The 26,191-nt window shown below is 74.3% G+C and carries 21 protein-coding genes and 1 tRNA gene; 11 read left to right on the plus strand and 11 right to left on the minus strand.

What is annotated here, in order from left to right:
* Positions 1–136 precede the first annotated feature (136 nt).
* Complete coding sequence (locus tag ACYP53_RS10610; RefSeq protein ID WP_459647255.1) at positions 137–1,816, plus strand: DoxX family membrane protein; 1,680 nt, start codon at positions 137–139, stop codon at positions 1,814–1,816.
* Positions 1,817–1,908: 92 nt separating this feature from the next.
* Here ACYP53_RS10610 and ACYP53_RS10615 read toward each other — a convergent pair whose 3' ends face one another.
* The 3 genes from ACYP53_RS10615 to ACYP53_RS10625 form a co-directional block, all read right to left on the minus strand.
* Positions 1,909–2,799, minus strand: coding sequence for a nucleotidyltransferase family protein (locus tag ACYP53_RS10615; protein ID WP_229928555.1), 891 nt, complete (start codon positions 2,797–2,799; stop codon positions 1,909–1,911).
* A gap of 45 nt (positions 2,800–2,844) precedes the next feature.
* Positions 2,845–3,288, minus strand: a complete 444-nt coding sequence (locus ACYP53_RS10620) for a hypothetical protein (RefSeq protein ID WP_189915900.1) — start codon at positions 3,286–3,288, stop codon at positions 2,845–2,847.
* Between the two features lie 243 nt (positions 3,289–3,531).
* Entirely contained in the window at positions 3,532–4,629 is a 1,098-nt protein-coding gene (locus tag ACYP53_RS10625; protein ID WP_189915901.1) for an ABC transporter ATP-binding protein, read from the minus strand.
* 285 nt (positions 4,630–4,914) lie between these two features.
* On the opposite strand from ACYP53_RS10625, the gene ACYP53_RS10630 reads away from it, so the two are divergent.
* Positions 4,915–4,988 (plus strand) — tRNA-Thr (locus ACYP53_RS10630).
* 135 nt (positions 4,989–5,123) lie between these two features.
* On the opposite strand, the gene ACYP53_RS10635 is transcribed toward ACYP53_RS10630, so the two are convergent.
* The 6 genes from ACYP53_RS10635 to ACYP53_RS10660 all read right to left on the minus strand — a co-directional run bounded on the left by ACYP53_RS10635 (position 5,124) and on the right by ACYP53_RS10660 (position 10,622).
* A complete protein-coding gene (locus ACYP53_RS10635) occupies positions 5,124–6,329 on the minus strand; it encodes a sensor histidine kinase (RefSeq protein ID WP_459647256.1) in 1,206 nt (401 codons plus the stop codon).
* Positions 6,326–7,084: a two-component system response regulator CseB gene (gene cseB / locus ACYP53_RS10640; RefSeq protein ID WP_459647966.1), complete on the minus strand. Its 759-nt coding sequence runs from the start codon at positions 7,082–7,084 to the stop codon at positions 6,326–6,328. Before cseB ends, ACYP53_RS10635 begins: the two co-directional genes overlap by 4 nt.
* Positions 7,085–7,092: 8 nt before the next feature.
* Positions 7,093–7,941, minus strand: coding sequence for a hypothetical protein (locus ACYP53_RS10645; RefSeq protein WP_459647257.1), 849 nt, complete (start codon positions 7,939–7,941; stop codon positions 7,093–7,095).
* Positions 7,942–8,138: 197 nt separating this feature from the next.
* Positions 8,139–8,990 carry a class F sortase gene (locus tag ACYP53_RS10650; protein WP_459647258.1) on the minus strand — a complete coding sequence of 284 codons (852 nt, stop codon included), beginning with the start codon at positions 8,988–8,990 and terminating at the stop codon, positions 8,139–8,141.
* Entirely contained in the window at positions 8,977–9,447 is a 471-nt protein-coding gene (locus ACYP53_RS10655; protein ID WP_459647259.1) for a sortase-dependent protein, read from the minus strand. Before ACYP53_RS10655 ends, ACYP53_RS10650 begins: the two co-directional genes overlap by 14 nt.
* Positions 9,448–9,812: 365 nt before the next feature.
* Positions 9,813–10,622, minus strand: a complete 810-nt coding sequence (locus ACYP53_RS10660; protein WP_229928557.1) for a site-specific integrase — start codon at positions 10,620–10,622, stop codon at positions 9,813–9,815.
* A gap of 202 nt (positions 10,623–10,824) precedes the next feature.
* On the opposite strand from ACYP53_RS10660, the gene ACYP53_RS10665 reads away from it, so the two are divergent.
* The 5 genes from ACYP53_RS10665 to ACYP53_RS10685 all read left to right on the plus strand — a co-directional run bounded on the left by ACYP53_RS10665 (position 10,825) and on the right by ACYP53_RS10685 (position 16,235).
* Entirely contained in the window at positions 10,825–12,096 is a 1,272-nt protein-coding gene (locus ACYP53_RS10665) for an MFS transporter (RefSeq protein WP_459647260.1), read from the plus strand.
* 182 nt (positions 12,097–12,278) lie between these two features.
* Positions 12,279–12,512, plus strand: a complete 234-nt coding sequence (locus tag ACYP53_RS10670) for a hypothetical protein (RefSeq protein ID WP_189915908.1) — start codon at positions 12,279–12,281, stop codon at positions 12,510–12,512.
* 192 nt (positions 12,513–12,704) lie between these two features.
* Positions 12,705–13,250 carry a methylated-DNA--[protein]-cysteine S-methyltransferase gene (locus ACYP53_RS10675; protein WP_459647261.1) on the plus strand — a complete coding sequence of 182 codons (546 nt, stop codon included), beginning with the start codon at positions 12,705–12,707 and terminating at the stop codon, positions 13,248–13,250.
* A 254-nt stretch (positions 13,251–13,504) separates the two neighbouring features.
* Positions 13,505–14,926 carry a family 2B encapsulin nanocompartment shell protein gene (locus ACYP53_RS10680; RefSeq protein WP_189915909.1) on the plus strand — a complete coding sequence of 474 codons (1,422 nt, stop codon included), beginning with the start codon at positions 13,505–13,507 and terminating at the stop codon, positions 14,924–14,926.
* A gap of 259 nt (positions 14,927–15,185) precedes the next feature.
* On the plus strand, positions 15,186–16,235 hold the full coding sequence (locus ACYP53_RS10685; RefSeq protein WP_459647262.1) for a family 2 encapsulin nanocompartment cargo protein polyprenyl transferase: 1,050 nt from the start codon (positions 15,186–15,188) through the stop codon (positions 16,233–16,235).
* A 61-nt stretch (positions 16,236–16,296) separates the two neighbouring features.
* Here ACYP53_RS10685 and ACYP53_RS10690 read toward each other — a convergent pair whose 3' ends face one another.
* The gene (locus ACYP53_RS10690; RefSeq protein ID WP_459647263.1) at positions 16,297–17,337 is read right to left on the minus strand and encodes an NAD-dependent epimerase/dehydratase family protein; all 1,041 of its coding nucleotides are present in this window, start codon (positions 17,335–17,337) and stop codon (positions 16,297–16,299) included.
* 234 nt (positions 17,338–17,571) lie between these two features.
* Between ACYP53_RS10690 and ACYP53_RS10695 the strand changes: the two genes are divergently transcribed.
* Together ACYP53_RS10695 and ACYP53_RS10700 are read left to right on the plus strand one after the other, a co-directional pair.
* Positions 17,572–18,996 (plus strand): DUF1254 domain-containing protein, encoded by a 1,425-nt coding sequence (locus ACYP53_RS10695; protein WP_189915912.1) that lies wholly within the window; start codon positions 17,572–17,574, stop codon positions 18,994–18,996.
* Positions 18,997–19,071: 75 nt separating this feature from the next.
* Positions 19,072–20,406: a DUF1254 domain-containing protein gene (locus tag ACYP53_RS10700; RefSeq protein ID WP_459647264.1), complete on the plus strand. Its 1,335-nt coding sequence runs from the start codon at positions 19,072–19,074 to the stop codon at positions 20,404–20,406.
* Between the two features lie 718 nt (positions 20,407–21,124).
* Here the strand turns inward: ACYP53_RS10700 and ACYP53_RS10705 are convergent.
* Complete coding sequence (locus tag ACYP53_RS10705) at positions 21,125–23,089, minus strand: BACON domain-containing protein (RefSeq protein ID WP_459647265.1); 1,965 nt, start codon at positions 23,087–23,089, stop codon at positions 21,125–21,127.
* A 150-nt stretch (positions 23,090–23,239) separates the two neighbouring features.
* Here ACYP53_RS10705 and radA point away from each other — a divergent pair, with 150 nt between their 5' ends.
* Both radA and disA read left to right on the plus strand, forming a co-directional pair.
* Positions 23,240–24,787 carry a DNA repair protein RadA gene (gene radA, locus ACYP53_RS10710; RefSeq protein ID WP_459647266.1) on the plus strand — a complete coding sequence of 516 codons (1,548 nt, stop codon included), beginning with the start codon at positions 23,240–23,242 and terminating at the stop codon, positions 24,785–24,787.
* Between the two features lie 201 nt (positions 24,788–24,988).
* Complete coding sequence (disA, locus tag ACYP53_RS10715) at positions 24,989–26,047, plus strand: DNA integrity scanning diadenylate cyclase DisA (protein ID WP_189916216.1); 1,059 nt, start codon at positions 24,989–24,991, stop codon at positions 26,045–26,047.
* The last annotated feature ends 144 nt before the right edge of the window (positions 26,048–26,191 follow it).

The raw sequence follows: 26,191 nt of genomic DNA on the forward strand, positions 1-26,191 counted from the left end.
CCGTATTGCCCGCAATTCGAGTGAAAGGCGATCGGGCCCGACCGGGTCCGATCGCTTTTTTCATGATCACTTCAAGTGTGCGCCGGACATCCACCCGGGAGAGTGTCCTAAGCGGCCGTCACCCGGTTAGACGGGCGTGGACACCAGAACACCTCGGCGCCCCCTGTTCGGCGGCGGCAGCACCGGGATAGACGCGGGCCCCGGCCTCAACACCGTGAAGGTGGAGTCGGACCCCGCGCGGCTCAGCATCACCCAGGCGAGCTTCCGACTCCGGCTCGGCGCCCCGGTGGCGCCGCTGATCGAGGCTCCGGCCGGACTGCTGTCCACCGGCGCCGCGTTCGGCGACCCGTACGCCAACCAGGGCCTGATCCGCCGTCCGCTGGTCACCCCGCAGGTCGTCGTCCCGGCCTCCGCCGTCCCGGCGCTGGCCGGGGCCGGAGCCGGCGGTGCGCCGCGCCGCAAGGGCCGGGTCACCGCCGTCACCTGGACCGGCCAGGCACCCCCCGGCGACCTCGCCGCCACCCGGCTGCTGGAGGCGGTGCGCCAGGGCGGAACCCCGGCCCGCGGCGGCGTCGGCGTCGGCCTGGCCGAGGCGGAGACCCAGGTCATCCCGTCCCTCGCGGGCGCCCGGACCGTCCCGCGCCAGCCCCGCGAGGGCGACGGCACCGCCACCGACGCGGGCGTCGGCCCGGTCGGCGAGCCGCACGGCTGGACCCCGAGCGGCGAACTGCCCGAGGTCTCCGCCACCGACGCCGAGGGCAAGCAGCCCTGGTACCCCGGCCGCCGGGTCGACCTCGGCCTGGTGCTGCTGCCGCTGCGCGCCGTCCTCGGCTCGCTCTCGGTCTACGCCGGGTTCAGCAAGCTCTGCGACCCGGTGTACTTCGACGGCGGCGAGCGCGGCTCGATGATGCGTTGGCTCTCCTCGCTGCACCCCTGGAAGGTCGCCGAGCCGCTGCTGGCCTTCGCCATGGCGCACCCGGTGGGCGCCGGGCTGGCGGTGTCGTTCATCGAGATCGTGGTCGGCGTGCTGACCGTCCTCGGCCTCTGGCAGCGGCTCGCGGCCGGGGCGGCGATGGCGCTCTCCGCCGCGCTGCTGTTCACCGTCAGCTGGCGGGCCGTACCGGTCTACGACACCCCCGACCTGATCTTCCTCGCGGCCTGGAGCCCGCTGCTGATCGCCGGGGCGCCGTTCGCCTCCCTGGACGGCCGGCTCAACCTGGAGGCCTGGCGGCGGTACGGCGCCGACGCGCCCCGAGCACTGCGCCGCCGGGTGCTGCGCCGGGGCACCGTGGTCACCACCGTCGTCGTCGGCCTGACCCTGCTGCTCGGTTCGATGCTCGGTGCGGCCGTCCGCACCGGCGCCCGGGCGCACCAGGCACCGACCCGTCCGGCCACCGACTACGGCACCCCGGTGTGGCCGTCCGGCGGCCCGTCCGGCACCCCGGGGGGCAAGGGCCCGTCCACGTCGTCGCCCTCGCCCACCGCCCCGCGCCCGGCCACCCCGACCCCGAGCGCCGGCACGCCGTCCGCCGCCCAGAGCGCCAAGCCGGCCACCCCGACGCCCAGCGGCAAGGGCCACTCCGGCAAGCCGGAGGCCGGGACCGGCTCCTCCCCGGCCCCCGCCGCCCCGTCCGCCGGGGGCGGTCCCGCCCCCGCCCAGCGCAGCACCCCGGGCCCCGGCGGCTCGGGCCCGGCGCCGAAGACCAGCCCGAGCTCCGGCTCCGGACTGCTCGGCGGGGTGCTGGGCAGCGCGCCGCTGGCCGACCTGTCCGGCGGCACCCGTTCCACCCGCCCGGGGGCGCCTACGGCGACCTGAGGGCCCTGACACGCCGGTCGGCCGGGTGCTCCGTGGGGGAGCACCCGGCCGACCGGCGTTGTGCTTGCTGCTGCGGTGTTACGGCCGCGTCGTCACACGGGGGTCCGCCCGGCACCGGAGGCGAGCTCCTTGGCGGCCTCGGTCAGGTCCTTGGCGGTGTCGATCGCCCGCCAGTACACGCCCTGCGGCAGCTGGTAGCCCGCCAGCCGCTTGCCGCGCGCCAGCTGCGGGAAGGTGGTGCGCTCGTGGTCGCCCACGTCCGGCAGCAGCTCGGCGAACTCCGGGCTGAACACGTACAGGCCCGCGTTGATCAGGAAGGGCGAGGGCGGCGCCTCGATGAAGTCCAGCACGTTGCCGAACTGGTCGGTCTCCACGGCGCCCCACGGGATCCGCGGCCGGGCCAGCGCGAGCGTCGCGACGGCGTCCCGCTCGTGGTGGAAGGCGGCCATCTCGCGCAGGCTGAAACGGGTCCAGATGTCGCCGTTGGTGGCGTACCAGGGCTCCTCCGGGCGGGGCAGCGCCCTCGCCGCGTACTTGAGCCCGCCGCCGCGCCCGAGCGGCTCCTCCTCGACCACCGTGCGCACCCGCAGCGGCAGGTCCGCCTTGTCCAGCCACTCCTCCAGCACGTCGGCGAGGTGCCCGCAGGAGACCACGACGTCGGTGACGCCCTCGGCGGCGAGCCAGGCCAGCTGGTGGCCGAGGATCGGCGTGCCCGTCCCCGGGATCTCGACCAGCGGCTTCGGACGGTCGTCCGTGTAGGGCCGCAGCCGGGAGCCCTGGCCGCCGGCCAGGATGACGGCCTGGGTGACCGGCGTCGAGGTCGGCCGGGGCGGGTGGGGCTGCGTGCCGCCGAGGGGCTGCGCGGGGTTCGACGGCTGCGCCGGGTTCGAGGACGGCGCGGGGTTCGAGGACGGCGCAGCGGGCGGGGACGCGTGGTCGGCGGTGATGCCGGAGCCAGCGGTGGGGCCGGAGTCAGCGGTCATGCCTGAACAATAGGCCCGCCGCCCCGGCCGTGGCCCGTACGGGCGTCAGCCCACCACGCCGGCCGAGAACGAGCCGTCGCAGACCGGGCGGGCGAAGGAACGGGCCCGCTGGACGTCGCCCTGGTACTTGCGCACCGCCGCCTTGCCCAGCTCGGTGGCCAGCGAGGTGCAGTACGGCGTCAGCGAGGGCTGCTCGCGCATCGAGCGCTCCAGCAGGTCCAGCGCGGCGGACGGGTTCTTCGCCCGCAGCTCGTCCAGCAGGGCCACCCGCAACGACTCCTGCGGGGCGAGCCCGTCGGCCGTCCTGGCCGCGGTGGTGGAACGCCCGATCCCGGCGCCGTCCCCGCTCGACGCCGCCACGACCTGCTGGTCGAGACCGGTCGGCGGGGCCCATGGGACCCGGGTCACGGCGAGGGTGCCGGTGGTCACCAGGACGACCGGCAGGGTCAGGGCGACGGTCTGGCCGATACGGCGCACAAGCTGCTTCACCCTCAGGAGAGTAGCGGTGGGTGCGGGCCGGATCGCCCTCCGTTACACCATCGAGTGACACGGTGTCCGGGTTCGTCCCCGCGCCGTGTTGACGCGGGGGTGTACGGAGGGAGCCCGCCGGACCGGGAGTGGTCCGACGGGCTCCGTCGTGTCCGTCGTCAGCCGCGCGGGGCGGCCTCGGGTTCGGCCGTGGGGCGGCCAGGGGCCGGCCGCGCGGGGTGGCCGGGCCGACCGGGCGTCGCGTCAGTCGCAGACGCTCAGGCGCACACCGCTGCCGGTGGCGAAGACGTGGGTCTCGTTGGCGATCGGCACCACGTGGATGGTCTCGCCGCGGGCCGGGATCTGACGGCCGGGCACGCGGACGACCAGGTCCTTGTCCTCGCCGCCGATCTTGGTGGTGCCGTAGACGAAGCCGTCCGAGCCGAGCTCCTCGACCACGTTCACCGTCACCGCGACGCCCTCGATGCCACCCGCGGGGACGATCTGGAAGTGCTCCGGGCGGACGCCGACGGTCACCGTCTTGTCCGAGCCCGCGCCGACCAGGTTCTCGCGGGAGATGTTGACGACCGAGCCGCCGAACTTCACGCCGCCGTCCACCAGCGGCACCTCGACCAGGTTCATGGCCGGCGAGCCGATGAAGCCGGCCACGAACAGGTTGGCGGGCTTGTCGTACATGTTGCGCGGGGTGTCGACCTGCTGCAGCACGCCGTCCTTGAGCACCGCGACCCGGTCGCCCATGGTGAGCGCCTCGGTCTGGTCGTGGGTGACGTACACCGTGGTGATGCCCAGGCGGCGCTGCAGGCCGGCGATCTGGGTACGGGTCGAGACGCGGAGCTTGGCGTCCAGGTTCGACAGCGGCTCGTCCATCAGGAAGACCTGCGGCTGGCGGACGATCGCGCGGCCCATCGCGACGCGCTGGCGCTGACCGCCGGAGAGCGCCTTCGGCTTGCGGTCCAGGTACTCGGTGAGGTCGAGGATCTTCGCGGCCTCTTCGACCTTGGTGCGGATCTCCGACTTGTTCACGCCGGCGATCTTGAGCGCGAAGCCCATGTTCTCGGCGACCGTCATGTGCGGGTAGAGCGCGTAGTTCTGGAACACCATCGCGATGTCCCGGTCCTTCGGCGGCAGGTGGGTGACGTCCCGGTCGCCGATGCGGATCGCGCCGTCGTTGACGTCCTCCAGACCGGCCAGCATGCGCAGGCTGGTCGACTTGCCGCAGCCCGAGGGGCCGACCAGCACCAGGAACTCGCCGTCCGCGATGTCCAGGTCCAGGGCGTTCACCGAGGGCTTGTCCGCACCCGGGTAGATGCGGGTCGCCTTGTCGTACGTGACAGAAGCCATGGTCGTTGCTCTCCTTCACCGGCAGGAACGTGCCGGACGATCCGAGTAAAGGGGGGGTGTAGTTGTCCGTCGCCCGCCAGTGGTCTGAACCACTGGAACGAAACCGCGACTCCCGGCGACGCTACCCGCGCTTCCGCGCCTTGTCAGCCCCTCCCGCCCCGATTTCGGCATCGGTTCCATCACGCCAGCCCCACCCCACCAACCCCCGGATATCCCACCACCCCGCCACCCCGGCCCGGTAGACTGCCCCCGGTGCCGCCGTGATCCGTCGCGGACGGTCACCGTGCCTCCTTAGCTCAGCTGGCCAGAGCACCGCTCTTGTAAAGCGGGGGTCGTCGGTTCGAACCCGACAGGGGGCTCCGCGTGTGAAGGGCCAGTTCGCCGGGGTGATCCCGGGCGGGCTGGCCCTTCGGCGTTTCGTTGGTGGGGGCGGCGGGCTGGTGGTCAGCAGGGGGTTTGCGGGAGGGGGAGCTGACGTGTGGTCGGCTCGGGGGTCAGTCGGGTGGGAGGGTGAGGGTGGCGAGGGCGCCGCCGTCGGGGTGGTTGGTGAAGGTGAGGGTGGCGCCGATGACGCGGGTGTGGCCGGTGGCGATGGTGAGGCCGAGGCCGTGGCCGCGGCCGCGTTCGGGGGCGTTGGTGCGGAAGCGTTGGGGGCCGTGCCGGAGGAGGTCGTCGGGGTAGCCGGGGCCGTGGTCGCGGACGGTGATGCGGCGGCCGTCGACGTGGAGGTGGACCGGGGCGGCGCCGTGGCGGTGGGCGTTGATGAGCAGGTTGCCGAGGATGCGGTCCAGTCGGCGCAGGTCGGTGCGGACCCGGGGGCCGTCGGCGACCTCGACGGTGACGTCCAGGCCGGTGAGGGTGACGGTCCGGCGCACCGCGCGGTCCAGCGGGATGGCGGAGAGGTCGGGGGCTTCGGCGTCGGCGTCCAGGCGGGAGACCTCCAGGAGGTCTTCGACCAGGCCGCGCAGGGCCTGGACCCGGTTGCGGACGAGTTCGGTGGGCCGGCCCGGCGGGAGCAGTTCGGCGGCGGTGACCAGGCCGGTGAGCGGGGTTCGGAGTTCGTGGGCGACGTCCGCGGTGAAGCGTTGCTCGTCGGCGAGGCGGCGGTGCAGGGTGCGGGACATCAGGTCGACGGCGGCGGCGAGGTCGGCGACCTCGTCCTTGCCGTCGACGAGTTCGCCGATCCGGGTGTCGGTTCCGCCGGCGGCGATGCCCCGGGCCGCTGTGGCCGCGGTCCGCAGGCGACGGCTGATCCGGTCGGCGACGAGTACGCCGGCCAGCACGGTGGTGAAGACCGCGGCGACGACGGTGAGCAGGATGATCCGGTCCAGGTCGGCGATGGCCTGCCGGTCCTGGGCGAAGTCCACCCGGACGGAGAGCACGCCCTGCTGCACCGGGCCGGCCGCCCACATGGATTCGCCCGCGCCGTCGGTCGCGAGCATCGATCCCTGCCGGCCGCCGGTGGCGAGGGTGTGCAGTCGGCCGGGCAGCGCCGGGTCGTTCAGGGCGGCGCCGCGGCCCGCCACCTCGCCGCTGCGGCCGTAGCCGGTCAGGGAGGATTCGAGGGCGGTGAGGGCGGTGGCGCGGGCCTGGTCGACGTGCTGGCGGATCATCGCCCGGTGGACCAGCAGGCCGACGGCCACCGCGACCAGGACGGAGATGGCGGCGACGGCGGTGGCGATCTGGCGGCGCAGGGTCATGCCGGTCGCCGCAGCTTGTAGCCGAAGCCGCGGACGGTCTCGATCCGGCCGGAGCCGATCTTGGCGCGCAGCCGCTGGACGTGGACGTCCACGACGCGGGTGTCGGCGCCCCACTCGTAGTCCCAGACCCGTTCGAGCAGGGTGGAGCGCTCCAGCACGATGCCGGGTGCGGCGGTGAACTCCAGCAGCAGCCGCAGCTCGGTGGGGGTGAGCGGGACCAGGCGCCCGTCGACCCGCACCTCCATGCTGTCGGTGTCCACCCGGAGGCCGTCGAAGCTGCGGACGGTGGGGGAGGGAGGGGTGGACGGGGCGGGAGGGGAGGAGGGGGTGGTGGGCGGGGCTTCGGACGGCGGCGTCGGGGCGACCGGGATACGCCGCAGCACGGTGCGGATCCGGGCCACCAGCACGGCGCTCTCGAACGGCTTGACCACGTAGTCGTCCGCGCCGGCTTCGAGGCCGGAGACCACGTCCACCGGGTCGGTGCGCGCCGACATCATCAGGATCGGCAGCTGGCTCTCCTCGCGGATCCGGCGGCAGAGGCCGACCCCGTCGAGCAGCGGCAGCATGACGTCCAGCAGGAGCAGGTCGGGCCGGACGGCGTGGAAGGCCTCCAGCCCCTCCAGTCCGTCGGCGGCCGTGGTGACCGGGAAGCCGTAGCGCTCCAGGGCCATCCGGGTGGCCTCGCGGATCACCTCGTCGTCCTCGACCAGGAGGATGTGCGGCTGGGCGGCGGCGGGGTGCGTCGCGGGGGTCATCGCGGGGGTCATCGCTTCGGCTCCGGGGACACGGTGGGCGTGATCTGCGGGGTGGCCGGCCGGGGCGCGCGCGGGGGCTGGACGGCCGCGCCGGCGGAGGGGGTGGCGGTCGGAACGGCCGACGGGCCGACCGGTGCCGCGGTCTTGACGGCACCGCTGGGCTGGGCGGGGCCCTCCCCGGTGGGCGGACGCACGCCGAGGCCCTCGTCCTTCCGCTCCAGCAGGACGAGCCTGACGCCGTCCCAGTGGTAGTGGCTGCTGGTCCGGACGTAGAGGCTGGTCGACTCGTACAGCCACAGGTCGGAGCCGATGGTCGCGGCGCTGAAGGTCCGTTGGACCTGGACCCGCAGGACGGGCAGCAGACGGTTTTCGGCAGGGGTGTAGACGTGCAGCACCACCGGGCCGGGGGTGATGACGGCGATGATCAGCGAGAGCCGGCCGTCCCCGGTGAGGTCGCGGAACTCGGGACTGCGGATCTCGCAGTTGTCGCAGGAGCCGAGCGCCGTCCGTTCCTCGGCGGTGACGGCCGGGTCCTTGGCGAGGACGGTACGGACGTCGACCGCCGTGACGTCGTGCCCGGGGACGGTCACGTCGGGTACGGGCTGCGGCGGTGGCTGGGTGGCGTCACCGGCGCCGGTGACGGGCTGGGTCGGGGCCGGTGTGGCGTCCAGGGCCGGCCAGAGCGCCTGGGCGACGGGCGGTGGCGTGACCGTCCGGACCGGCCCCTGGTCCCGCAGACCGCCGGGGGTGGACCGGCCGAAGGCCAGCGCGGCGACGGCGAGGAGGACGAGCAGGCCGGCCAGGGCCGCCACGGGGACGGCGCCGGGACGGCGGCGGGGTACGGGTGGTGCTGCCACGGTCGGTGCTCGTCCTCCTGATCTATGGTGCTGCGGCGGTCGGCGGGCCCGCTCCGCCGCGCGGCCCGGTGGCCGCCGAGCGCCCGGGCCCCACTGGTAGGTCGTGCGGACGGCGGCCGGGGGTTCCCGGCGGGGTTCCAGGCCGGTGGCTCCCCGGGGGCGGATCGGGGCGGATCAGGTACGGAACAGGGGAAGGGTCAGGCCGGGTCGGCCAGCACGATGATGTTGTCCGTCCAGTGGCCGTCCGAGCCGATCCGCCCGCCGCAGGTGATCAGCCGCAGCGCGGGTGCGGGCGTGTTGCCGTAGACCTGTTCGGTGGGGAAGGCGTCCTTGGCGGCCTGGAGCAGTGTACGGACCTTGAAGTCCACGGTGCCGCCGTCCGCCCGCCGGACCTGGATCAGCTCGCCGGGCCGCAGTTTCGGCAGCTGTCGGAAGACCGCCGGGCCGTGCGCGGTGTCGTAGTGCCCGATCAGGACGGCCGGCCCGGTCTCGCCGGGGGTGGGGCCGTTGCGGTACCAGCCGACCTCGTCACCCCGGTCGGCCGGCGGTACCTGCACGGTGCCGTCGGTGTTCAGCCCGAGGTCGGTCACCGGCGCGTCCACTCCGGCGGAGGGGATGAGCAGTCGCGTCGGCGGGGAGGACGGGACGGGCTTCGGGGCGCTGGCCGCGGGGCCGCCGACGGGTGCGGTGGTCCCGGTGGCCGCTGCGGCCGGCGGGGTGCCGGCGGTGCTGCTGCCGTGCCCGGAGGCCTCGATCCGCACCACCGGGGTCTCCCGGCCGGACAGCGCAAGTGAGACGCCGAGCACCAGGCAGAGCAGGCCCGCCGTGCCGAAGGCCGTACGGCGCAGGGCACTCGGGCCGGTTCTGGCGGCGCGGCGCCGTCCGCGCCGGTGTCCCGGCCCGCGGCCGGGGCCGTTCGCGCGCGTGCGGCCGTGGCCGACGGTCCCCGCCGTCGGGGCGGCCCCGGCGCCGTTCCCCCGACTGGCCGGGTGCGGGGGAACGGCGCCGGGGTGCCCGGCGGACTCGGGACCGGTGTCAGCCGCGCGCACCGGAGCGGCGGCGCAGGACGGCGAAGCCCAGCGCGCCGGCGCCGACGGCCGCGACGGCGCCGCCGCCCGCGAGCATCAGGCCGGAGCTGTCGGAGGCAGTGGAACCGTCGCCTGCCTGCGCGGCGCCCTTCGGCACGTCGCGGACCTGCGGCTGGGTGCCGTTGGGGGCCTGCGGAGCGGCCGGGGCAGGGCTCTTCGGGCCGGCGCTCGGGGTGGCGGTCGGCGCGGCCCCGGCGGGGGCGACGGCGGGAGCGGGGGCGGCGGGGGCCTTGGGGCCGGCCGCGCTCGGGGTGGCGGTCGGGGTGGCCCCGGCGACCGCGGCGGGGGCGGGGGTCTTCGGGGTGCCGTCGGCCCAGGCCTGTCCGCCGGTCATGACGGTCAGCAGTGCGGCCCCGGTGAGGGCGCAGACCGCCAGGACGCGGCGGGTGGGCGAGTGAACGGTACGGCTCCTGCTCATGCGGTGGTCTCCATCTGCATCGGTGGGATACGTCGGTCTTCGGCGCCGGACGTGCACGTCCTCGTCACGGACGCCCCTCGACCGGGTCGCCGTCGGGTCGGAGGGCCGGTACGGCCGGTACGGCCGGTAGGACTCGTGCGACCGGTGCGGCCGGGGCGTCGTCAGTGACGGTAGGAGGGCCCTGTCGCGGTCCTCGGCCGGTCGTGTCACGGCCGCCCATCGGCTGTGTAACGGTCGTCGCGCGGAACGTACCGGGGTCCGCGCGGTCGTGACCCGGACCGGCTGCCGGTCGCCTCGGAAGGGGCGAACTCGCCTTCAGGGCAGGCGGGTTCGGCTGCCGATCAGGTGCTGCGGAGCCGCTGCCGCTACCGCCCCGTCCGCAGCTGCCGGAGGGTCCGGCCGGGCCCGAGCGCGCCGGTGTGGGCGGTGAACAGCTCCGCCGCGCGGCGGTAGGAGAGGCGGGCGCGGCCGGTGTAGGGGCAGCGGTCGGCGGCGGGGGTGCCGGCGGGGGCGCGGCGGTCGGTGAGGAAGAGCGGGCCGGTGCCGCGGCCGGCGATGAGGAGGGGGAGGAGGCGGGCGGTGCCGGCCCGCCAGTGGACGGGGGCGTGTCCGGGGCGGGTGCGGCGGTGCGGGAGGTCGAGGTGGTCGGTGTCCAGGGCCAGGACGGCCTCGATCACGGCGCCGGATTCGTGCAGCAGGTGCCAGAGCGTCTGTTCGCGCAGCGGCGCGCGGAGGGCGAACAGGGCGTGCAGTTCGTCGGGGGTCAACGGGCCGGCGGTGGCGGGTGGTTCGGGTAGTGGGCGGGGGTGCAGGCCGGTCGTCGGGTCGCCGTCGATCCAGCCGCGGGCCCGCCACCAGGCCACGGCCGCGCGGAGGGTGGAGAGTTCCCGGTTGAGGGTGCGCGGGTCGGTGTCCGTGCCGCGGTGGGTGACGGCGGCGCGGAGCCGCCCGGCGGCGTCCGGGTGGTCGAGCAGGGCGAGCGGCAGTACGGGGGGCCGGGCGCGGCGCCGTTCGGTGCCGGTGGGGGCGGGGCGGTCGGCGAGCGCCCAGGCCCAGGTGTGCAGCGCGATCCGGTAGATCCGCCGGGAGCCCTCGGCGAGCCCGGAGGCGGCCAGGTAGCGCTCGACGGCGACGGCGTACTCGACCGGTGGGAGTCCTGCCGCGCTCTCTGTCACGTTCGCCCTCTTCCGCAGTAAATCAATCATCCGAAGCCGCCGGAAGAATATCCGCCAGGCACAGTAAACAGCAGGTGGACGGCTATTTCCAGGACTGTTTACTGCGGTAGTCGCCGACTCGCCGGAAATTGATGCGGAAAGGCTCAAGTTTTTCCCGGAAACCCTTGAATCCCGTCTCCCCGGAACCCCAGACTTGCTGCCCATGGCAGTGGACACCGAACGGATCCCGGCTCGCCGTAGGCGTCTGGGAGACCGGCTCGCCGTGCTGGGCGAGCGCGAATTCCTGTGGTTCTTCACCGGGTACACGACGTCCCTCGTCGGCTCCTCGATGGCGCCGGTGGCGGTGGCGTTCGCGGTGCTCGACGGCGGTGGCGGCGGCACCGACCTGGGGTGGGTGATGGCGGCCCGGATCCTCCCGGTGGTGCTGGTGCTGCTGGCCGGCGGGGTGATCGCCGACCGGCTCGGCAGCCGCCGGGTGATGCTGGGGTCGGACCTGCTGCGCGGGCTGGTCCAGGCGCTGTTCGCCGGGCTGCTGCTGGCCGGGCACGCGCCGGTCTGGGCGATGGTCGCCCTGGTGGCCGTGTGGGGGGTCGGGGAGGGGCTGTTCATGCCGGCCTTCGGTGCGATCGTGCCCGGGCTGGTGCGCCGGAAGGAGCTGTTGGCGGACGCCAACACCCTGCTGGGGCTGTCCCGTTCGGTGTCCACTGTGGTCGGTCCGGCCGCGGCCGGCCTGCTGACCGCGGCGTGGGGCCCGGCCGCCGTGCTGCTGGTCGACGCGGTGACGTACGGCGTCGGGGCCTTCGCGCTGGCCGCGCTGCGGCTGCCCGGGCGGGGGCCGTCGGGCGGCGGCGGGGAGTCGATGATCGAGGACCTGCGGGCGGGCTGGTCGGAGTTCGCCTCCCGTCCGTGGCTCTGGCTCACCACCGCGCAGATGGGCCTGTTCAACCTGCTGGTCTGGGCGCCGTTCCTGGTGCTCGGCCCGCTGACCGCGCAGCGGGACCTCGGCGGGGCCCGCGCCTGGGGCCTGGTGATGGGTGTGTACGGGGCCGGCGCGGTGCTCGGCGGGCTGCTGATGCTCGGCCGTCGGCCCGCCCGTCCGCTGGCGGTGGCCACCGTGGCCGGTCTGGGCTGGGCGCTGCCGTCCGGGGCGCTCGCGGCCGGGGCCTCGTTGCCCTGGGTGGTCGCGGGCGGGCTGGTGGCGGGGGTCGGCTCGGCGGTCTGCGGGACGCTGTACGGCACGACGATGCAGGAGTGGGTCCCGGTGGAACTGCTCGGGCGGCTGACCTCCTTCGGCGCGCTCGGCTCCTTCGTCCTCGGCCCGCTCGGTCTGGCGGCGGCCGGCCCGCTGTCCGGCCGGTTCGGGATCGGCGGCGTGTTGCTGCTCGGGTCTGTCTGGCAACTGGCCGCCGGGGCCGTAGTGTTGGGCATACCGGCCGTACGGAATCGGCGCTGGGAGGAGGCGCCGGAGAACTGACCAACCCCTCGGACGGCTCCGGGGCGCACCCCCGGCCCCCGGTGCGACCCACCGCGCACCGTGCCCGGCCGGCCCCGGAGTGCAACCGGCTGCCCCACCCGCGCACGCAGGCCTCCGCGGCGGGCGGGGCGGCCGACCCGGTCGTACCGTGGAGGGGCGGGGGTGACGGAGGAGGTCGACCAATGCCCGGTTCGCTCACCATCAGCCACCACGAGTCCGCGGTCGCCCTGGACCACACGGACGCCGAGCGGCTCGCCACGGTACTGGCCGAGCTGGCGTACCTGCTGGAGATCCCGGGGCCGAACCGGATCAACGAGGCGCAGCTCGCCCTGCTGTGCGAGGGCCGCGCCCCGGACCGCGCCGAACTGGCGCACTGGTCCCAGGCGCTGGCCACCCGGCTGAAGGGGCGGCTCTGACCGGAGTCGTCCGTGTCCGGCCGGCGGCCGACCGCGCCTGACCGCGCCGATTCGGCGGTCGACCGCGCCCGCCCGGAGGCCGACCGCGACCGGGGTGCCGATCGGCCGCCGTACGATGGCGCGCGGGGCGGGGAAGCCCTCCGGGCGCCGGGGTGGCCGGCGGCCGGTCCGGCGGAGGGCGGGGGCCCGAGCGTGTCGCAGTCCTGGTCGATGTCCTGGCTGACCGTGCCGACTCCGCTGCCCAGCGGCCCGATGCACATCGCGGTGACCCCGCTCGGCGTGGCGGCGGCCGGGTACGGCGGACGGGACGGCGAGGCGCCCCCGTGCACCGACGACACGAAGATCGCCGCCGTCACCGAGCGGATCGGCGCCTATCTGGCGGGCCGCACGCGTGAGTTGGGCCTGCCGATCGACTGGAGCCTGAGCTCCGGGCCGCACCGCGCCGTGCTGCAGACGCTCTGGCGCGAGGTGCCGTTCGGCCGCACCGTCACGTACGGCGAACTGGCCTCCCGCAGCGGGGTGTTCGAGGGCGTCACGGAGCCCGGCCTGGCCGCCCGGACGGTCGGGCAGATGATGGCCGCCAACCCGGTCGCGCTGCTGGTGCCCTGCCACCGGGTGGTGGCGGCGGACGGGATCGGCGGCTTCGGCGGCGGCCGGGTCGGGATCGAGGTGAAGCGCTGGCTGCTCACCCTGGAGGGGGTGTTGGAGCCGACGCTCGACTGGGACGGGCCGCTTTAGCGGTGGGGTCCGGACCTTGTCAAGGGGAGGCGCGGGGGACGGGGTCGATGGGGCAAGATGGGATGCCGGGTTCCGGTCTGTTCGAATGAACAGTCGAATTGATATCGATCAGGTGATCCAGTCGTACTATTTGTTCGGTTGTTCCAAACCACTCGAATGAGTGATTGCGGGCTGCCTTCGAATGGGCCCACGATGAAGCTGCAACACGAATGTGCAAGGCGACGATTCATCGGGATATGCGAAGGGCTCCCCTCATGTCGACCGAAACCAATGCCGGTATTCCCGCGCCAGGTGCGCAGTCGGAAGTCCGGCAGCAGCAGAGTCTGAGCACGGCGGGCGCGCGGAACCTCGCCACGACCACCAAGTCCGCGCCGCAGATGCAGGGCATCAGCCCGCGCTGGCTGCTCAGGAAGCTGCCCTGGGTGCAGGTGTCCGGCGGTACCTACCGGGTCAACCGCCGCCTGCGCTACGCGGTCGGCCGGGGCCGGGTGGGCTTCGTCAAGACCGGTGCCGACGTGCGGATCGTCCCGCCGACGCTCGCCGAGGTGCCGGTGCTGCGCGGATTCCAGGACGAGGCGGTGCTGGAGGAGCTGGCCTCGCGCTTCGTGCAGCGGGAGTTCAACCCCGGGGACGTCCTGGTCGAGGCCGGCACGCCGATCACCGAGGTCTTCGTGATCGCGCACGGCAAGCTCGACCGGATGGGCACCGGCAAGTACGGCGACGAGACGGTCGTCGGTACCCTGGCCGACGGCGACCACCTCGGCGACGAGGCCGTCCAGCAGGACGGCGGCAACTGGCCGTACACCGTCCGCGCCGCGACCTCCGGCACCGTGCTGGTGCTGTCCTGGCCCGCCTTCGAGGAGCTGCACGACCGCTCCGAGGCGCTGCAGCTGCAGGTCATCGAGTACCTGAACGGCTTCCAGCAGGCGCAGAACAAGCACGGCGAGGCCGCGATCGACCTCTCCGCCGGCCACGAGGGCGAGTACGAGCTGCCCGGCGCCTTCGTCGACTACGAGCTCAAGCCCCGCGAGTACGAGCTGAGCGTCGCGCAGACCATCCTCAAGGTGCACAGCCGCGTCGCCGACCTCTACAACCAGCCGATGAACCAGACCGAGCACCAGCTCCGGCTGACCATCGAGGCCCTGCGGGAGCGCCAGGAGCACGAGCTCGTCAACAACCCCGAGTTCGGCCTGCTGGAGAACGCCGCGTACGACCAGCGGATCCAGACCCACTCCGGCCCGCCCACCCCGGACGACATGGACGAGCTGCTCAGCCGCCGCCGCAGCACCAAGATGTTCCTGGCCCACCCCAGGGCCATCGCCGCCTTCGGCCGGGAGCTCAACAAGCGCGGCATCAACCCCGGCACCGTCGAGGTCGAGGGCCGCCACGTCATGTCCTGGCGCGGGGTCCCGGTCTTCCCGTGCAACAAGATCCCGATCACCGGCGGGAACACCAGCTCGATCATCGCGATGCGGGTCGGCGAGGACAACCAGGGTGTCATCGGGCTGCACCAGACCGGAATTCCGGACGAATACCAGCCGAGCCTTTCGGTCCGGTTCATGGGAATCGACGAGAAGGCCATCATTTCCTACCTGGTGAGCGCCTACTACTCCGCCGCGATCCTGGTGCCGGACGCCGTCGGCGTCCTGGAGAACGTGGACATCGCGCAGCGCTGACGGCGGCCCGGCGAGGCCGACCGGAGATCCACGCCGTCCGGCCGGAGGTGCCCACCGCACCCCGGCCGGACGGCGCGTCCCGGCACGCCCCGAACCGTACGAGCCGAGCCGTGCTCGCTGGGCCGCGCTAGCCGGGGCGTGCTGGCTGGGCCGTGCGTCCCGGTCGCCGTGCCCGAACACCGCCCGACATCCACAGCGCCGTTCCGGCCCGCCCGCACCGGGCCGTCCCGGGACGGGCGCCGACAAGGGGGAGAGACCCATGACGAGTCCCACGCTGGAACGGGACCACAAGGAGGGGCACGAGGCGGCGGACATCCTCGCCCGTGCCCGCGCGCTGGTCGACCCGGTCATGCGGGCCGCCGTCGACTCGCTGCCCGGCACGATGCGCAAGGTCGCGGGCTACCACTTCGGCTGGTGGGAGGCGGACGGCACGCCCGCCGCGGCCTCCGCCGGCAAGGCGATCCGACCGGCCCTGGTCCTCGCCGCCACCCAGGCCCTGGGCGGCACGCCCGGCGAGGCCGCCGCCGCGGCCGCCGCGGTGGAGCTGGTGCACAACTTCACCCTGCTCCACGACGACGTCATCGACCGGGACGACACCCGGCGCCACCGCCCCACCGCCTGGCGGGTGTTCGGCACCACCGAGGCCATCCTGGCCGGGGACGCCATGCACTCCCTCGCGCTGCGGCTGCTCGCCCAGGACACCCACCAGGCCGCCCACGGCTCGATCCGCCGGCTCGCCGACTGCGTGGTCGAACTGTGCGAGGGTCAGCAGATCGACTGCGCCTTCGAGCAGCGCAACGACGTCTCGCTGCCCGAGTGCCTGGCGATGGCGGAGGCCAAGACCGGTGCCCTGCTCGGCGCCGCCTGCGCGATGGGAGCCCTGTACGGGGGCGCGTCCGAGGAGACGGCGCAGGCGATGGACGGCTTCGGCCGGGAGATCGGCCTGGCCTTCCAGCTGATCGACGACCTGATCGGTATCTGGGGGGATCCGGCGGTGACCGGCAAGCCGGTCGGGGCGGACCTGGTCGCCCGGAAGAAGTCGCTGCCGGTGGTCGCGGCGCTGAGCTCCGGCACCGCCGAGGGCCGGCGGCTGGCCGAGCTCTACGCGCTCGAACGTCCGCTGAGCCCCGAGGAGTTGGCCCAGTGCGCGGCGGCGGTGGAGGCGGCCGGCGGGCGTGGCTGGGCGCAGGGGCAGTCCTGCGAGCGGATGGCCGCGGCGATGGCGCAACTGGCCGCCGCCGTACCGGAGCCGGCCGCGGCCGACGAACTGCTGGCGCTCGCCGAGCTGGTCACCCGCCGTTCGCACTGAGGGTGCGGTCCGTCGGGGAGTGGGAAGTCGGCCCGTCCGACTTCCCACTCCCATGGCCGGCTCACGCCAAGGCGGCCAACAGCCGCCGCTCCTTCCCTGGTTCGATGCCCATGGGTGTCGCCGTACCCGGCCGCCCCTTGCGTCCGTCGGCGGCGGTGTCCTCGGCCGGTCCGCGCGTCCGCAGCCAGTCCCAGGTGTCGCGGGCGGTCTCGGCGAACGGTCGGCAGCGCAGCCCGGCCGCCTCCGCCCGGCCGGTGTCGGCGAGCCAGGTGCCCGCAATCTCGGGCAGGTCCGGTGCCCAGAGCGGGAGTTCGCTCCAGGGCTCGACCCGGTCCGGCCCCTCGGCGAGCAGCGGGGCGTCCGGCACCCAGACCAGTTCGGTGTCCGTGGCGCCCGCGACCGTCCGGCAGGTCTCCAGCCACTCGCCGAAGCTCAGCCGCCCGGGCGGGGCCGTGGTGAGGAACCGGCCCGCCGTCCCGGCCGTCAGCAGGTCCAGCCCGAAGGCGGCGAAGTCCCGGACGTCGATCACCTGCATGGTCCGGTGCGGATCGCCCGGGGCGAGCACCCGCCCGCCGCGCGCCATCCGCTCCAGCCACCAGGGCAGCCGCCCGCCGATCTCGTACGGTCCGATGAGCAGCCCGCTGTTGAGGACCAGTGAACGCCCGGCGCCGAAGCCCTCCAGCACGGCGCGCTCGCAGCCGGCCTTCAGGGCGGCGCTGAACGGCTGATCGGGCGGGGTGTCGGCTGGGCAGGGGTGGAGCGGGGAGTCCTCGCCGATCACCCGGGCGGGCCAGTCGGCGAAGGCGTGCACGGAGGAGACGAAGGTGTAGTGGCCGGCCCGCTCGCGCAGCAGCCGTGCGGTGAGCACGGCTTGGGCGGGCTGCTGGGCGGAGGTGTCGACGACGGCGTCCCAGGCGCGTCCGTCGACCAGCCGGGCGAGGTCCTCCGCGCTGTCGCGGTCGCCCCGGACGGCCTCGACCCCGGGCAGGTCGGCGGCGCTGCGGCCGCGGTTGAACGTGGTCACCTGGTGGCCCCTGGCGAGGGCCTCGACGGCGTAGGCCCGTCCGAGGAAGGACGAGCCTCCGAGCAGGAGGATCTTCATACCGCTCACCCTCTCCCGGCCGTCCCGCCGGTACGCCCGGATTAGCGCTGAGCAGATTCCGCGACCGTCCGGATCCCGTGGGCGCCCGGATCCCGCGGCGGTCCGGATCCCGCGGCGGTCCGGTATCCCGGGGAGCGCCCGGCCCGACATGCCGCCCCCTCCCCGTCCACTTAGCATCCGATCTGTATCGGTCCATACCGATTCGACCGGATTCGGCAGTGGGAGAGCGACAGCATGGTCAACCCGGCACTCGTGGATCCGGACACCGTCCGCGCGACCGCCGCCGAGGCCTGGATCCGCGCCCAACCCCTCCTGCGCACCTACCGCCGCCTCTACGCCCAGGCCCTGGACGACGCGGACCCGTCGTACCTCGGCGGCTTCGGCGTCTTCCGCCACCACCCGAGGCCGCCCACCCCCGCCGACACCCCGACCGGCGCCCCGACCGACACCCCGACCGGCGCCCCCACTGGCACCCCCGTTGTCGGCACCGAAGCCGCCGCCGCCGTCGGCAGCGAGGCCGGGGACACCCCGTACTCCCGCGCCTGGCTCGACCTGCGCGCCGAACCCTGGGTCGTCTCGGTCCCCGCCGAGGACCGCTACTACGTCCTACCGCTGCAGGAACTCGACGGCGTGTACGCCGGGTTCATCGGCTCCCGGACCACCGGCCCGGAGGCCGGCGACCACCTGGTGGCCGGCCCCGACTGGAAGGGCGAGCCCCCGCCGGGCATTCGCAGCGTGACCCGCACCGCCACCCGACTGGTCGGCATCCCCGGCCGCACCCGGCTCACCGGCGACACCTCGGTCGAAGCCGCCGAACTCGCCGCCGTCCAGGAGCGGTACCGGCTGCGCCCGCTGCACGAGTACGCCGGCACGCCCGCGCCGGACCCCGCGCCGGAGCCGGTCTGGCCGGTCTGGCGCGAGGAGATCCCGGACGGCGTCGAGTTCCTCTCCCTCCTCGACTTCCTGCTCGGCTTCTTCCCGCCGGCCGGCCCCGTCCCACTGCCGCCCGCCGAGACCGACCTGCGCGGCCGCCTCGCCGACCTCGGCGTCGACGGCCGCGGCGAGTTCGAGCCCGCCGCCCTCCCGCTGGAGGCGCGCGCCGAGATCGAACGCGGCATCGCCGACGGCCGCGCGCGGCTCCGGGGAGCCCTCGCCGGACTCCGCGACCGGTGCGGCCTGTCCGGCACCCGCGAGCAGATCGGCGGCGACTTCCTCCGGCAGGCCGTCAGTGCCCTGGTCGACCTCGACGGACTGCCCACCGAGGAGGTCTGGTACGACAGCTGGCAGGCGGACAGCGCGGGCCACCGCCCGCCGAACGCCGCCGACCGCGACCACGTCATCCGCTTCGCCCCGGACGCGCTGCCGCCGGCCCGCTTCTCCTGGTCCGCCACCCTCTACGAGCTGTCCGGCGAGCTGCACCGGCTGGTCGACAACACCCTGGACCGCTACTCCATCGGCGACCACACCCCCGGCCTGGTCCGCGACCCGGACGGCGGCCTCACCCTCCACATCCGGCACAAGCGCCCCGCCGACGCCGGCCACTCCGCCAACTGGCTGCCCGCCCCGGACGGCCCGTTCACCGTGGTGCTCCGGCTCTACGGCCCGGACCGGGCCGTCCTCGACGGCAGCTGGCGGCTCCCCCCGCTCGACCCGCGCTGACCACCGACTGCCCCGCCCGCCCCGGCCGTCCCGACCCGACCGCTCCGACCGCCCCGACCGTACGAAGGACCCCCGATGAACCAGCCCGAGCTGGAGGCACTGGCCGCCGACGCGTACGTCTACGGCTACCCGCTGGTCGCCGGCCTCACCATGGTCGAGCGCTTCATCAGGGGCGGCCTGGGTACCCTGCCGGCCGCGCCGTTCAACCACTTCAGCCACGCCACCCGGCTGGCCGGCCCGGCCGACGACTTCGTCTCGGTCAACAACGACACGATCTACTCGATCGCCCAACTGGACCTCGCCGAAGGCCCGCAGGTGCTGCACGTCCCGGACACCGACGGTTCCTACTACGTGCTGCAGTTCATCGACGCCTGGACGGAGAACGTCGCCTACCTCGGCCGCCGCGCCACCGGCACCGCCGCGCAGACCTGGCTGATCGTCCCGCCCGGCTGGCACGGCACCCCGTCGGACCCGGACCGCGTCATCGAACTGCCCACCACCGTCGGCACCGTGGTCGGCCGCTTCGCCTGCACCGGCCCGGATGACCTGCCCCGGGTCCGGGCCCTGCAGTCCGCTCTCGTCCTGGAACCGCTGGAACCCGGCGGCCTGGTCGCCGGACTGCCCGAGCCCGACCCGGACGTCCCCGAACGGCTGGCCTTCTTCGAACGCCTGCGGGTCTGGATGCAGGCGTTCCCACCGGCCACGGCGGACATCGAGTACCAGCGCCGCTTCGCCCCGCTCGGCCTGCTGGACGACGGCGCCTCGCCGTACCGGGCGGCAGTCCCCGAGTGGACGCTCGCACTGGCCAAGGGCCTGGCCGCCGGCCGCGAACGGGTCGAGGACGCCACCCGCCCGCCCGAGGACCACCCTCCCGGCGAATGGCGCTCGGCCCTCCACCTCTTCGACTACAACACCGACCACCTCGGCCCCGGCACCCTCGACGACCCCGAGTGGCGCATCCCCGACCGCCGCGCCGCCTACCTCAGCCGCGCCGCCGCCGCCCGCGCCGGCCTCTGGGGCAACCACGCCTACGAGGCCTCGTACGCGATGACCTACGACGACTCCGACGGGCGCCCCCTCAACGGTGCCAACAGCTACACCCTGCGCTTCGACCGGATGCCCCCGGCCGAGGCCTTCTGGTCCGTCACGATGTACTCCGTCCCGGACTACTACCTGGTGGAGAACCCGATCGACCGCTACTCGATCGGCGACCGCACCCCCGGCCTGGTCTACGGCGACGACGGCTCCCTCACGGTGACCCTCCAGCACGACCACCCCGAGGACCCCACCGCCGCCGCCAACTGGCTCCCCGCCCCACCCGGCGACTTCCGCCCCATCATCCGCCTCTACCAACCCGAACCCCCCGTCCTCGACGGCACCTACCAGGTCCCCCCGATCCACCGCAGCTGACACCGAGGGCCGGGGCCTGTCGGCCTGCCGAGCGACGATTATGAAGACCGGTCTACATGCTGTGCTGCCCGGTGGGCCCGGCGCGGTGCGCGAGAAGTCGGGCTGGTCGACTTTCTGTGCTCGTGGTGTTCGCCGGGGCGGGAATATGGCGACCGGTCTACATATTTTGTGGCGCGGGAGCTGGGTCAGCCCGGCGCGGGGCGCGAGAAGTCGGCCTGGCCGACTTCCTGTGCTCGCGGTATTCGCCGGGGAAGAATTATGAAGACCGGTCTACATGCTGTGCTGCCCGGTGGGCCCGGCGCGGTGTACGAGAAGTCGGTCTGGTCGACTTCCTGTGCTCGCGGTATTCGCCGGGGAAGAATTATGAAGACCGGTCTACATGCTGTGCTGCCCGGTGGGCCCGGCGCGGTGCGCGAGAAGTCGGGCTGGTCGACTTTCTGTGCTCGTGGTGTTCGCCGGGGCGGGAATATGGCGACCGGTCTACATATTTTGCGGCGCGGGAGCTGGGTCAGCCCGGCGCGGTGTACGAGAAGTCGGTCTGGCCGACTTCCTGTGCGCTCTGATGCCCGGGAGGGCAGGATTATGACGACCGGTCTACATATTGCTTGGGCACTGCCATCAGGTCGTGCGCGAGAAGTCGGACTGGTCGACTTCTCGCGCACCTGACTGCCGAACACGAGGAGTTGGCAAGCGCGCCGCTGCCTGGTGGGCGATCGCCCTAATGAGCCGAGGCTGATGCTGACGCCGACGCCGGGGCGGTTGGGGTTCCCGTCGGGTGGGGTGAAGTGCTGTTCGTCGGGGTTGCCGTTGGTGTGTCCGAGGGGGACGGCGAGCCCGTCGGGGTGTGCGACGGGGGCGGCGAGGACGGCGAGCCGGACGGCGTGGGTGTGCCCGTGGGGGGCGGCGAGATGGTGGCGGAGCCGGTGGCGGTCGGGGTGGCGGAGGCCGTGGGTGAGGGGTCGGCGGGTGAGGAGGCCGAGCCGCCGCGGTTGTGCGGGCCGCCTTCGAGCGTGACCACGGCCTGGGAGGGCGGTAGTGCGATGCGGGCGGTCCACTGGGTGGTCGGCGCGAGGTCCTCGTCCACGGTGACGATCACGGTGATCCGCTGCCCGGGTGCGAGGGTGCCGGAGTCGCGGCTGAGCCGGAGCCAGCCGGCGTCGGTCACCGCGCGCCAGCGGATTTCCGTGGTGCCGGAGTTGGTGAGGGTGAGGACGGTGCGGTTGCCGTACTCGCCGGCTTCGACAGTGAGCAGTCCGGTGGGGGCGGGTTCGGCCGCGCCCGGTGCGGAGGCCCGGTCGACCACGGGGGCCGGGGCGGCGACCAGGGTCGGGCTGCTGAGCGGGGTGGCGCCGTGGGCCGGGACGGGGATCACGGCGCCCTGGAAGGTCAGCCGTGGAAATCCGGGGAGCAACGTTTCTGCACCACCGATTCCGCCGCCGGCACCGCCCGCCCCGGCCAGTTCCAGCCCCGGCATGCCCGGTACGCCCTGGCCGGCGCCGGAATGGTCGAGCGACTGCGGCGGCCGTTGCCCGGTCACCCGCCCGGCCTCGTCCACCCGGACCGCCGACACCGAGGCCGCCGAGCCCGACCCGCCGCCGCCCCGGTGTCCGGCCCAGAGGGCGACCACGGGTGCCGCCAGGACGGCCGCGAGCACGCCGGTGGTCACCACCCGCCGACGGACCGCCAGTCCGCGCCCCGCGTCCGGCGCCCGGTGCCGGGGGAACCCGCTCTGGTCGAACCGCAACCCGGGCTCCAGCACCGACGCAACCGACGCAACCGCCGCCACCGCCGTCACCGACGCCACACCCGTGGCACTCGCCGCGCCCCCGACGCCCGCCGCGCCCCCGAGGCCCCCTGCCCCGCCCACGGACACCGGAGCCCCCAGCAGCGGCAGCCCCGACAGCCCCGCCGTGCCCGCCGCCGCCTCGCCGGCCACCCGCTCGGCCGTTCCCCGGCAGGTCGGGCAGTCCACCACGTGCTGCACCAGTTCCCGCCGCAGCGCCGGGCCGAGGACCCAGTCCCGCCAGGACTCGGCCCCGGCCCCGCCGAGCCGGTCGAGTTCCGGGCAGCTGCCCACGCCGAGCACCAGCAGCGCCGCCCTGGTCCGGGCCACTTCGGCCTCGGCGCCGGTCAGCAGTTCCCGGGTCCGTTCGAACGGCAGGCCCAGGACCGCCGCCACCTCCAGCGGGGTGAGCCGGTGCCGGACGGACAGTTCCAGCGCCTCGCGCTGTTCGGGGTCGGTGCCGGCCGCCTCCGGCCAGGCGAGCGAGGCCAGCTCGCGCCGCCGCCGGGCGGCCTCGGTCTCGCTCGGCTCCGCCCCGGAGGCCCGTCCGGCACCGAGCCTGCCGTCAGCCCCGTCCAGACCCCCGCCCCCGTCCAGACCCCCGCCCCCGTCCAGACCGCCGCTCCCGCCCCCGTCCCGGCCCCCGCCCCCGGCCGTGAGCCGGCGCAGGCAGCAGTACCGGGCCAGCGAGAACAGCCAGGCCCGGACGAGTCCGGGTTCGGCCAGTCGGGCGCCGTGCCGCCGGGCCAGCTCACGGACCTCGCGCAGGGCGTCGGCGGCGGCGTCGTGTTCGCACAGCACCGAGAGGCAGTAGGTGAACAGGCCGTCCACCTGCCGGTCGTAGGCCACGAGTACGGCGGCGGCCTGGGGCCCGGCCGGCCCAAGGGTTCGCGTTGTCACCCGTCCGACGGTAGAGACCCCGGACGGCCCGCCCCCGCCATTCGCGCCGTATGTACTTCTTTCGGGTAACAACATCGCCCATCTGTGTGGACGCGCGGCGAGTCCGGTGGCGGACCGCCGCTGTCGTACCCAGGCGCTACCGTGGGCCGCATGCCTCCGCGTTCCAAGACCACCGCCAAGCCGCGCCCGGCCTACCGCTGCACCGAGTGCGGCAACCAGCTGCCCAAGTGGGTCGGCCGCTGCCCGGAGTGCAACGCCTGGGGGACGGTCGAGGAGTACGGCGCGGTGCCGATCCGGACGACGGCCGCCGGTCCGGTCAGCGCGCCGGCCCGTCCGATCGGCCAGGTGGACGGGCAGGTCGCGACGGCCCGCTCGACGGGCGTGCCGGAGCTGGACCGGGTGCTCGGCGGCGGGCTGGTCCCCGGTGCGGTGGTGCTGCTGGCCGGCGAGCCCGGTGTCGGCAAGTCGACCCTGCTGCTGGACGTCGCGGCCAAGGCGGCCACCGCGCAGCACCGCACCCTCTACGTCACGGGCGAGGAGTCGGCGAGCCAGGTCCGGCTGCGCGCGGACCGGATCGACGCGCTCTCCGAGCACCTCTACCTCGCCGCCGAGTCCGATCTGGGCGCCGTGCTCGGGCACATCGAGGCGGTCGGCCCCGGCCTGCTGATCCTGGACTCGGTGCAGACCATCGCCTCCGCCGAGCTGGACGGCGCCCCCGGCGGCCCGGCCCAGGTCCGCGAGGTGGCGGGCGCGCTGATCCGGGCGTCCAAGGACCGCGGCATGGCCACCCTGCTGGTCGGCCACGTCACCAAGGACGGCCAGATCGCCGGTCCGCGCCTGCTGGAGCACCTGGTGGACGTGGTGCTGAGCTTCGAGGGCGACCGGCACGCCCGGCTGCGTCTCATCCGCGGGGTCAAGAACCGTTACGGCGCCACCGACGAGGTGGGCTGCTTCGAGCTGCACGACGAGGGCATCGTCGGCCTGGCGGACCCGTCCGGCCTCTTCCTGACCAGGCGTGACAAGCCGGTCCCCGGCACCTGCCTCACCGTCACCCTGGAGGGCAAGCGCCCGCTGGTGGCGGAGGTGCAGGCGCTGATGGTGGATTCGCAGATCCCGTCCCCGCGCCGCACCACCTCGGGCCTGGAGTCGCCCCGGATCGCGATGATCCTGGCCGTGGTCGAGCGGCACGGCGGGGTGAAGCTCGGCAAGCAGGACATCTACACCGCGACGGTGGGCGGGGTGAAGCTGAGCGAGCCGTCCGCCGACCTCGCGGTCGCGCTCGCGGTGGCCAGCTCCTCGACCGACACCCCGCTGCCCAGCAACCTGGTGGCGATCGGCGAGGTCGGCCTGGCGGGCGAGGTGCGGCGGGTGACGGGTGTGCAGCGGCGGCTGGCCGAGGCGCACCGGCTGGGCTTCACCCATGCCCTGGTCCCGCCGGACCCGGGCAAGGTGCCGCCGGGCATGAAGGTGGTCGAGGTGGCCGACATCGGCGAGGCGCTGCGGGCCATCCCGGGCCGTCGCCGGTCTGCCGACAAGCCGCGCGGCGAGGCCCGTACCGACGTCCGTGCCGAGGCCCGTACCGAGGCCCGTGGTGAGGCTCCGTCGGCGCCGCCGGCACCCCGTTCGGCCCGGGTCGCCGCGTACCCGGAGGAGCTGATGGACGGCTGGGAGCCGCTCGACTCCGACGAACTGCGCTGACCCAAGCCCTGCCGAAGCCACACGCAGTTAGACTTTCCCCAGTCTCATTGGCCAGAAGGCAGTACCGAGCGGTACTGAGCGACAGAGCAACAGACCGCGGACCGGCGCACGGCGCGAGGCGCGCGGCACGGGGTCGACCGGAGGAGTCACGTGGCAGCCAGCGACCGGGGGGCGGACAAGGCCTCCCGTGAGGAGGCCCTGCTGCGGGCCTCCCTCACCGCCATCGCGCCCGGCACGGCGTTGCGTGACGGCCTGGAGCGGGTCCTGCGGGCCAACACCGGCGGCCTGATCGTGCTGGGCTTCGACAAGACCGTCGAGTCGATCTGCACCGGCGGCTTCGTGCTGGACGTCGAGTTCACCGCCACCCGGCTGCGCGAGCTGTGCAAGCTCGACGGCGCGGTGGTGCTGGACAAGGACATCACCAAGATCGTCCGGGCCGGTGTCCACCTGATGCCGGACTCGACCATCCCGACCGACGAGACGGGCACCCGGCACCGCACCGCCGAGCGCGTCAACCGGCAGACCGGCTTCCCGGTGGTCGCGGTCTCGCACTCGATGCGGCTGATCGCGATGTACGTCAACGGCACCCGCCGGGTGCTGGAGGACTCCACCACCGTGCTGTCCCGCGCCAACCAGGCGCTGGCCACCCTGGAGCGCTACAAGCTGCGCCTGGACGAGGTGGCCGGCACGCTCTCCGCGCTGGAGATCGAGGACCTGGTGACGGTCCGGGACGTCACCGCCGTGGCCCAGCGCCTGGAGATGGTCCGGCTGATCGCCACCGAGATCGCCGGCTACGTGCTGGAACTCGGCATCGACGGCCGGCTGCTCTCGCTGCAGCTGGACGAGCTGATCGCGGGCGTGGAGCCGGAGCGCGAACTGGTCGCCCGGGACTACTTCCCGGAGCGGGCCGCCAAGAAGGGCCGGACGGTCAACGAGGTGCTGGCCGACCTGGAGGCGCTCACCCACGCCGAGCTGCTGGACCTGCAGACCGTGGCCAAGGCGCTCGGCTACTCGGGCTCGCCGGAGTCGCTGGACTCCGCCGTCTCGCCGCGCGGCTACCGCCTGCTGGCGAAGATCCCGCGCCTGCCCAACACGGTGATAGAGCGCCTGGTCGAGCACTTCGGCGGCCTGCAGAAGCTGCTCGCCGCGAGCATCGACGACCTGCAGACGGTGGAGGGCGTCGGCGAGACCCGGGCCCGTTCGGTCCGCGAGGGCCTGTCCCGCCTTGCCGAATCGTCCATCCTGGAGCGCTACGTCTGACCCGACGCGCGCACGACGACGGACGGCCCCCGGGGGAGACGCTTCCCCGGGGGCCGTCCCGCGTCCCGGCACCGAAAGGGCCGGCACTCCGAGAACCCCAGAACCCCGGCACCCCCAGAACCCCCAGAACCCCGACCCCCCGGC

The sequence above is a fragment of the Kitasatospora sp. Ki12 genome (assembly GCF_054601375.1).